This is a genomic window from Dietzia sp. B44 (assembly GCF_014145245.1).
Lineage (GTDB): Bacteria > Actinomycetota > Actinomycetes > Mycobacteriales > Mycobacteriaceae > Dietzia > Dietzia natronolimnaea.
Genome location: NZ_JAALEF010000100.1, coordinates 1 through 7814, shown reverse-complemented (window position 1 = coordinate 7814; position 7814 = coordinate 1). Strand labels below are relative to the sequence as shown.

General features: G+C 71.1%; 8 protein-coding genes. 3 read left to right on the top strand and 5 right to left on the bottom strand.

Translation table 11 applies throughout. The features are described from left to right. The 3 genes from G6017_RS04200 to G6017_RS04190 form a co-directional block, all read right to left on the bottom strand. On the bottom strand, nucleotides 1-899 hold an 899-nt coding region (locus G6017_RS04200), incomplete at its 3' end, for a zinc-binding dehydrogenase (RefSeq protein ID WP_182616078.1). A 14-nt stretch (nucleotides 900-913) separates the two neighbouring features. Next, nucleotides 914-2101 carry an acyl-CoA dehydrogenase family protein gene (locus tag G6017_RS04195; protein WP_182616076.1) on the bottom strand — a complete coding sequence of 396 codons (1188 nt, stop codon included), beginning with the start codon at nucleotides 2099-2101 and terminating at the stop codon, nucleotides 914-916. Next, a complete protein-coding gene (locus G6017_RS04190) occupies nucleotides 2098-3336 on the bottom strand; it encodes a CoA transferase (protein WP_182616074.1) in 1239 nt (412 codons plus the stop codon). Before G6017_RS04190 ends, G6017_RS04195 begins: the two co-directional genes overlap by 4 nt. A 124-nt stretch (nucleotides 3337-3460) precedes the next feature. Here G6017_RS04190 and G6017_RS04185 point away from each other — a divergent pair, with 124 nt between their 5' ends. From G6017_RS04185 to fabG, 3 genes are read left to right on the top strand one after another with little or no spacing between them, the layout of a single operon-like run. Further along, a complete protein-coding gene (locus tag G6017_RS04185; protein ID WP_182616072.1) occupies nucleotides 3461-4657 on the top strand; it encodes an acyl-CoA dehydrogenase family protein in 1197 nt (398 codons plus the stop codon). Continuing rightward, complete coding sequence (locus G6017_RS04180) at nucleotides 4654-5838, top strand: CaiB/BaiF CoA transferase family protein (protein WP_182616070.1); 1185 nt, start codon at nucleotides 4654-4656, stop codon at nucleotides 5836-5838. Before G6017_RS04185 ends, G6017_RS04180 begins: the two co-directional genes overlap by 4 nt. Continuing rightward, the gene (gene fabG, locus G6017_RS04175; protein WP_182616068.1) at nucleotides 5825-6565 is read left to right on the top strand and encodes a 3-oxoacyl-ACP reductase FabG; all 741 of its coding nucleotides are present in this window, start codon (nucleotides 5825-5827) and stop codon (nucleotides 6563-6565) included. The genes G6017_RS04180 and fabG overlap by 14 nt, the downstream gene beginning before the upstream one ends. Before the next feature lie 34 nt (nucleotides 6566-6599). Here the strand turns inward: fabG and G6017_RS04170 are convergent, their stop codons facing one another. Next, nucleotides 6600-7358 (bottom strand): FadR/GntR family transcriptional regulator, encoded by a 759-nt coding sequence (locus G6017_RS04170; RefSeq protein ID WP_179525659.1) that lies wholly within the window; start codon nucleotides 7356-7358, stop codon nucleotides 6600-6602. 8 nt (nucleotides 7359-7366) lie between these two features. Continuing rightward, nucleotides 7367-7814: hotdog family protein (locus G6017_RS04165; protein WP_524536238.1), on the bottom strand; the 448-nt coding region annotated here is incomplete at its 5' end.

Below are 7814 nucleotides of genomic sequence, written 5' to 3'. Positions count from 1 at the left end.
ACGACCCGCGCGAGGTCGACGTCCAGCACCGTCCCGGCCGGCGGGATGCCCACCACGACGACCCTGCCGCCCTCCCGCGTGATGTCCGTGGCCTGGCGGGTGGTGGCGGCCGAGCCCAGCGCCTCGAAGGCGGCGTCGACGCCCCGGCCCCCGGTGATCTCCATGACCGCCTCGGTCGCATCGACCTCGCGCGAGTTGATCGTGTGGGTCGCACCCATGCGCCGCGCCAGGGCGAGCTTCTCCTCGTCCACGTCGACGGCGATGACGGATTCGGCGCCACTCACCGCGGCCAGCTGGACGATGTTCTGCCCGACGCCGCCCACGGCCACGACCGCGACCGACTCACCGGTCCGGACGTCCCCGACGTTCCGCACGGCACCGTAGGCGGTGAACAGCGAGCACCCCAGGATCGCCGAATCCGCCAGATCCAGTTCCTCGGGGAGGGTGAACACCGCGGTGGCGGGCGTGACGCTGTACTCCGCCAGGCCGCCCATCGAGTACATGGACAGCGGCTCTCCGTTGGCGCGGTGAAGCCTGGTCTCGCCGTCGTACAGGGTCCCGCGCAGGCGGTTGTACTCGAAGAAGGTGGCGCAGAGGTCCTCCATCCCGCGGGCGCAGTTCTCGCACCACCCGCACGGCATGATGAACGAGCCCACCACGCGGTCACCCGGGCGGACCGCCGTCACGCCACGGCCGACCTCGGCGACGACTCCGGAGACCTCGTGCCCCAGGACCCCGGGGAGCGGGAACCCCACCTCGCCCTTCATCACGTGGAGGTCGGTGTGGCACACCCCGCAGGCCGTGTTGTGGATCAGGACCTCGCCCTCCCGGGGTTCGGGGATCGGGATGTCCTCGAGCACCAGGGGGGATTCCGTGTCCACGCACACCGCAGCCTTCATGGTGGCGACTGTACTCAGTGGTCGCGGCCGAGGAGTTCATCCGAGATGATCCGCATCTGGATCTCGCTGGTGCCCTCGAAGATGCGCGTCAGCCGGGCGTCGCGCCAGTGCCGCTCCACCTGGAAGTCGGTCGTGTACCCGGCCCCGCCGTGGATCTGGACGCCCTGGGAGGTCACCCGCTCGGCCATCTCGGTGGCCACGAGCTTGCACATGGCGGCCTCGAGCGAGCAGCGACGCCCGGAGTCGATGGCCGTGGCCACCGAGAACATGAGCTGGCGCGCGGCCTCGATGTCGGCGGCCATCCGGGCGATCTCGAAGCGGAGGTACTGGAACTCGCCGATCGGTCGGCCGAACTGTTCGCGGGTGGCGACGTAGGCGATCGAGTCCTCCAGCGCGGCGCGGGCCAGGCCGATCGCGCGGGCGGCGGTGTGGGCGCGACCGACCTCCAGGCCGGAGACCGCCAGGTAGAAGCCCCTGCCCTCCCCGCCGAGCAGCGCAGAGGCGGGCAACCGGAAGTCGTCGAAGGACAGCTCCCAGGTCTGCCAGCCGAAGTATCCGATCTTGCGGACGGGGTTGCCGGTGATGCCCGCGGGGAACACGCCGCGATCCTTCTCCACCAGGAAGGCGGAGATCCCGCGGTGGGGCTTGGCCGGGTCCCGGACCGGGTCGGTACGGGCGAACAGCACGAGGTAGTCCGCCTGGTCGGCATAGGTGCACCACATCTTGGTGCCGTTCACCACCCACTCGTCGCCGTCGCGGACGGCTCGGCAGGAGATGTTGGCGACGTCGGAGCCCGCCTCGGCCTCCGACAACGCGTAGGCGCCCAGCCACTCGCCGCGGGCGACGCGGGGGAGCAGGCGCGCCTCCTGATCGGGGGTGAACCCGCCGCCCATCCCGTTGCCACGGGCGAGGAGACCGGAGACCGACAGCCACCCGCGGGCGAGCTCCTCGGCGACCAGGCAGTACTCGAACACGCCCAGGCCGAGCCCGCCGTGCTCCTCGCCGATCATGATGCCGAAGAAGCCGATATCGGCCATCTTCTGCCGGAGCTCGTCGGGGATGTCTCCCTTCTCCGGGTCGAGGCGGTTCGCGACCGGCAGGACCTCCCGGGCGGTGAAGTCGCGGGCCAGATCGCGGATCGCGAGCCGCTCCTCCGTGAGGTACACGGGGACACCGTCGCGGGCGGCGGGTTTGTGGGTCATGACTCAGGTCCCTGCGGTGGTGGGGCGATCGGCGGTGAGTCGATCGGAGCGCGGGGGCGATCGGCGGTGAGGCGATCGGTGTCGGCGCCGAGGTCCGGCGCGGGACCGGTGGCCAGGTGCCGGCCGTCGAAGGTCGCGGGGTGCGCGGCCGCGAGGTACGAGCCGATCCCCGGCTGATCCAGTGCAGCGAACAGCGGGTTGGCCTCGAGATCGCCCTCCGTCACCACCTGGTCGAACGTGCGGTACCGCTCGTGCAGTACCACCGAGTCCTCCAGTGCTCGGGTGACCTCCGCCGTGGTGTGGGCGGAGAACCATCGGGCGAACAGTGCGGCCAGGACCTCCCGGTAGGAGTACCTGTCGGCCTCGGTACCGAAGTCGGCGCCGGTGGCCGACTCGAGGGCGTCAACGGCGTCCCGGGTCCCGGTCACCCGCGCCAGGTCGTGGAAATGCCTGGTGGTCAGGGCGACCACCATTACACGGCCCCCGTCGGCGGTGGTGAAGTCCCTCCCGAACGTGCCGTAGACGTAGTTGCCGACGGCGGGCCGGGTGGACCCGTCGAGCTGCGGTTCGGTGAGGTAGCCCAGCGCGCCGGCGGTGGCCAGTGCGACGTCGTCCAGCGGGAGCACGATGCGTCGGCCCCGGCCGGTCCTCTCCCGCTCGCGGACGGCGGAGACCACCGCCAGCGCCGCGTGGAGTCCCGCGGCGACGTCCCAGGCCGGCAGGGTGTGGTTGACCACCTGTCCACCGCCCTGTCCACCGCCCTGCCCGCCGTCCTGTCCGGTGATCGCGGGGAACCCGAGGGCGGCGTTGACGGTGTAGTCGACCCCGGGGCGGCCGTCGCGACGTCCGAGCAGTTCGAGGGTGATGACATCGGGTCGGACCGCGGCCAGACGCTCATGGCTCATCCACTCCCGGCCGGCGGAGTTGGTCACGAGGATCCCCGAGCCCTCCCCGGGCGCGGTGACGAGTTCCCGGAACGCCTGCCGGCCCTCGTCGGAACGGAGGTCGAGGGTCACCGAGGACTTGCCCCTGTTGAGGCCGGTCCAGTAGATCGAGGTTCCGCCCGGGGCGAGCGGCCAGCGGTGCACGTCCGCCGCGCCGCCCACCGGGTCGACGCGGATGACCTCGGCGCCGAGCTGGGCGAGCGTGAGCCCGCACAGGGGAGAGGCCACGAAGCTGGAGAGTTCGACCACGCGGATGCCGCTGAGCGGTCGCGACTCGCTGGATTCGGCCATCGGTGGCTCCCGGGGGTCCGGCGGTGACTATTGCCCCGCTCCGTAATTGATGATAATAGTTTGAAGCATACTTCACCGGATCGTGGTTCCGCGAGGGCCATCACGGACGACAGAGGACACAGTCATGAGCGAGCAGGCGGACTCGGTGGGGCCCGAGGTCGACGCGGAGGACTTCGCGGCCATCCTCGCCACGACCCGCGACTACATCCGGACCGTGGTGATGCCCCGGGAGCGGGAGATCGCCGACGCCGACGCCGTCCCCGACGACATCCGGGCCGGGCTGGCCGAGATGGGGATGTTCGGGTACGCGATCCCGCAGCAGTGGGGTGGCCTGGGGTTGGACCTGACCCAGGACGTCGAGCTGGCGATGGAATTCGGGTACACCAGCCTGGCCATGCGGTCGCTGTTCGGCACCAACAACGGGATCGCCGGGCAGGTCCTGGTGAACTTCGGCACCGACGAGCAGAAGGCGGAGTGGCTGGAGCGGATCGCGTCCGGCGAGGTGATCGCGTCCTTCGCGCTGACCGAGGACGGTGCGGGGTCCAATCCCGCCGGGCTGGCGACCAGGGCCGTCCGGGACGGCGACGACTGGGTCATCGACGGCACCAAGCGCTTCATCACCAACGCGCCGGTGGCGGATCTGTTCGTCGTGTTCGCCCGGACCCGCCCCGCGGACGCCGGTGGCCCGGGGATCGCGGTGTTCCTCGTCCCCGCCGACGCGGCCGGGGTCACGGTGGGACCGAAGGACCGCAAGATGGGCCAGGAGGGTGCCCCGACCTCAGAGGTGGACTTCAGTGGTGTCCGGGTCCCCGCCTCGGCGCTGGTGGGGGGAGACGAGGACGCCGGGTACCGCGCGGCGATGACGTCCCTGGCCCGCGGTCGCGTGCACATCGCCGCCGTCGCCGTGGGGTCGGCGAGAAGGGCGCTCGACGAGTCGCTGGCCCATGCGGCCACCACCACGCAGGGGGGCACGGCCGTCGGCGACTTCCAGCTGGTCCAGGCCATGATCGCCGACCAGCAGGTCGGGGTGATGGCCGGACAGGCGCTGGTCCGGGAGGTCGCGGCCAAGTACGTCTCGGGAGAGGACCGACGCATCGCCCCGTCCGTCGCCAAGCTCTTCTGCACGGAGATGGCGGGGAAGGTCGCCGACCTGGCCGTCCAGATCCACGGCGGCACCGGGTACATGCGGGGCGTGGTGGTCGAGCGGATCTACCGGGACATCCGCCTGCTGCGCCTCTACGAGGGGACCAGCGAGATCCAGAGGCTGATCATCGGCGGCGGCCTCATGCGCGGTGCGACACGCGAGGCCACCGCACGATGACGGGAGGCGGGCCGCTCCCTCTCGAGGGGATCACGGTCGTGGCGGTCGAACAGGCCGTCGCCGGCCCGTTGGCCACCCGTCACCTCGCGGACCTCGGCGCCCGCGTCATCAAGATCGAGCGGCCGGGGGAGGGTGACTTCGCCCGGTCCTACGACGACACCGTCCACGGCCTGGCCTCGCACTTCGTCTGGCTCAACAGGGGCAAGGAGTCGATCGAGCTCGACCTGGCCTCCGACGACGGGCGGCGGGTCGCGCTCGAGCTGGCCGACCGTGCGGACGTGGTCCTGAGCAACCTGGCACCCGGGGCGATGGACCGGTTGGGTCTGGGGGCCGCTGCGCTCCGGTCGAGGAAGGACGAGCTCGTCGTCGTCACCCTCTCCGGGTACGGCGACGCGGGGCCGTACTCGGGCCGCAAGGCCTACGACATGCTCGTCCAGGCCGAGTCGGGGTTGTGCTCGATCACCGGTACCCCCGAGACCGCCACCAAGACCGGCGTCCCGGTCTCCGACATCGCGACCGGGATGTATGCGCTCTCGGCGGTCCAGTCGGCGCTGTTCCGCCGGGAGCGGACCGGGCTCGGTGCCACGATCGAGGTGTCGATGTTCGAGGCGACAGCCGAGTGGATGGGACACCCCATGTACATCCGGATGTACGCGGACCGGCAGGTCGGGCGCATGGGCCTGTCGCACGCCTCGATCTGCCCGTACGACGCCTTCCCCACCAGGGACGGACAGGTGCTCATCGGGGTGCAGAACGACCGGGGATGGGCGGCGCTGGTCCGCGACGTGTTGGACCGGCCGGATCTCGTCGACGACGAGCGGTACGCGACCAACATCGCCCGCGTGGCGCGCAGGGCCGAGGTGGACGCACTGATCGGGTCCCTGACCAGGGGGTACGACTCGGAGGAGCTGGCCGCGCGACTCGACGACGCCGGTGTCCCGGCGGCCCGGCTCAACGACGTCGCCGGACTGGTCCACCACCCGCAGCTCGAGGCGCGGGACCGGTGGCGCGAGGTCGACACCCCGGCCGGACCCGTCCGCGGCCTGCTCCCGCCGATCACCTACGCGGACGTAGAGCTACCGATGGGGCCCGTGCCGTCACTGGGCCGACACACCGATGCGATCCTGGCCGAACTGGCCGGGCGGGCACGAGGAGAGGACACACATCATGGGACTTCTTGAGGGTAGGACCGCGGTCGTCACCGGAGCCGCGCGCGGGATCGGGTTGGAGATCGCGCGGACGTTCATCGACAGCGGGGCGCGCGTCGTGATCGGGGACATCGACGACGAGGCGGGCGCGGCCGCGGTCACCGAGCTGGGCGGCGAGGACGCCGCACGGTACGTGAACTGCGACGTGCGTGACGGGGCGGCGATCGAGCACCTGATCGACGTGGCCGAGGAGGCGTTCGGGCCGCTCGGGGTGTTCGTGAACAACGCCGGTGTCACCCGCGACGCCACGATGCGCACGATGACCGAGGAGCAGTTCGACGACATCATCGCGATCCACCTCAAGGGAACGTGGAACGGCACCCGCGCGGCCGCCGGGCGGATGCGGGAGCACGGGGGAGGGGCGATCGTCAACGTCTCCTCCATCTCCGGCAAGGTCGGGCTGAAGGGTCAGACCAACTACTCCGCCGCCAAGGCGGGGATCGTCGGACTGACCAAGGCCGCCGCCAAGGAGGTCGCCTTCAAGAACGTGCGCGTCAACGCGATCCAGCCGGGGCTCATCCGCACCGCCATGACCCTGGCGATGCCGCAGCACGTCTGGGACGAGAAGATGGCCGAGATCCCCCTGGGCCGGGCCGGCGAGCCCTCCGAGGTCGCGCAGGTCGTGCTGTTCCTGGCCAGCGACATGTCGAGCTACATGACCGGTACGGTCCTCGAGATCACCGGCGGCCGCCACATCTGATCCGCCTCGGACGGGCACGGCCCGGTGACCCGGGTCAACCGTCGAGGTCCCACCGGATCGGCCTCGCGAGCGCGCTGTGGAACCGCTTCTCCAGGTACGTGGTGTGCTCGTGGATGTGGACCGACATCAACCGGGACGCGGTGTCGCCGTCCCGGTCGGCGATCGCGGCGTAGATCTCCTCGTGGATGTCGCACGTCAACTCGCGCTGCCGCCTGGGGTAGGTGATGCCCATCGAGGCTCCGGCGATCAGGCCGCTCAGCGCATCGAAGAGGTAGCCGAAGAGCGCGTTCCCGGAGCTCCAGGCGATCAGCTCGTGGAATCGCTCGGAGTGGGCCGAGAACGCGGCCTGGTCGCCCATCTGCTCCCGCGTCTGGCGGAGGTTCTCGGCGAGTCCGGCCAGTCCGGCGTCGTCGATCCGCGAGGTGGCCAGACGGGAGATGGTGGGCTCCAACGCCGTGCGGGCCTCCATGATCGTGGAGAACGGGGCGTTCTCGAACTGCAGGAGCAGGCTCAACGTGGCGGCCAGAGTCCCCCCGTCCGGTTGCTGCACGATCGGCCCGCCACCGGGCCCGGGCTTGAGCATGAGGACGCCCTGCAGCTCCAGGTAGCGCAGCGACTCGCGGAGCGTCCCGCGACCGACCCCGTACTGCTCGAGCATGAGGTGTTCCGGGGGCAGCCGGTCGCCGACGGTGTTCCCGCGACGGGAGATGTCCTCGACGATCTGCTGGGCCACCAGGAGCGCCGTCTTCTTGGGGCGGCCCACCCCCGGCCGCGTGCCGCCTTCTGAACTCATGACAACCATTATCCCCGATCCGGGCGTCCGGGCATGAGTACCGTGTACGACCAGTCCAGGACGGGAGCGTCACCGTCCGCCCGGTGGGCGGTGACGAGCGACCGGAGATCGAGCGCCGTCCCCCCGTCCGGGAGATCGACCGAGGCCCCGATCACGAGCTCGCTGCTCAGGGTGTCGCCCTCGCGGACCGGGCCCACGTGGTCGCAGGAGTGCCAGCCGAGCACGGTGAGCATCGTCGGCAGCGCCCGGGTGGCCTGCGACAGCGCGAGTCCGATGGTGTGGCCGCCGTAGACCAACCTGCCGGCGCCCGAGACGCGGGCGTCGTGGTGGGTCTGCGCGATGTTCAGGGTGAGCCTGGCCAGTTCCGGGGCGCTCGAGACCACGTCGGCGCCCGGGCGCAGGACGGTGCCCTCGGCGGGGAGGGGGTCACCGGCCCCGGGGACCGCGGCGCGGTAG

Bases quoted from the DNA above. Each gene is read 5' to 3' on its own strand.
- G6017_RS04195 (WP_182616076.1), bottom strand. From the start codon at position 2,101: ATGACCCACAAACCCGCCGCCCGCGACGGTGTCCCCGTGTACCTCACG.
- G6017_RS04190 (WP_182616074.1), bottom strand. From the start codon at position 3,336: ATGGCCGAATCCAGCGAGTCGCGACCGCTCAGCGGCATCCGCGTGGTC.
- G6017_RS04185 (WP_182616072.1), top strand. From the start codon at position 3,461: ATGAGCGAGCAGGCGGACTCGGTGGGGCCCGAGGTCGACGCGGAGGAC.
- G6017_RS04180 (WP_182616070.1), top strand. From the start codon at position 4,654: ATGACGGGAGGCGGGCCGCTCCCTCTCGAGGGGATCACGGTCGTGGCG.
- fabG (WP_182616068.1), top strand. From the start codon at position 5,825: ATGGGACTTCTTGAGGGTAGGACCGCGGTCGTCACCGGAGCCGCGCGC.
- G6017_RS04170 (WP_179525659.1), bottom strand. From the start codon at position 7,358: ATGAGTTCAGAAGGCGGCACGCGGCCGGGGGTGGGCCGCCCCAAGAAG.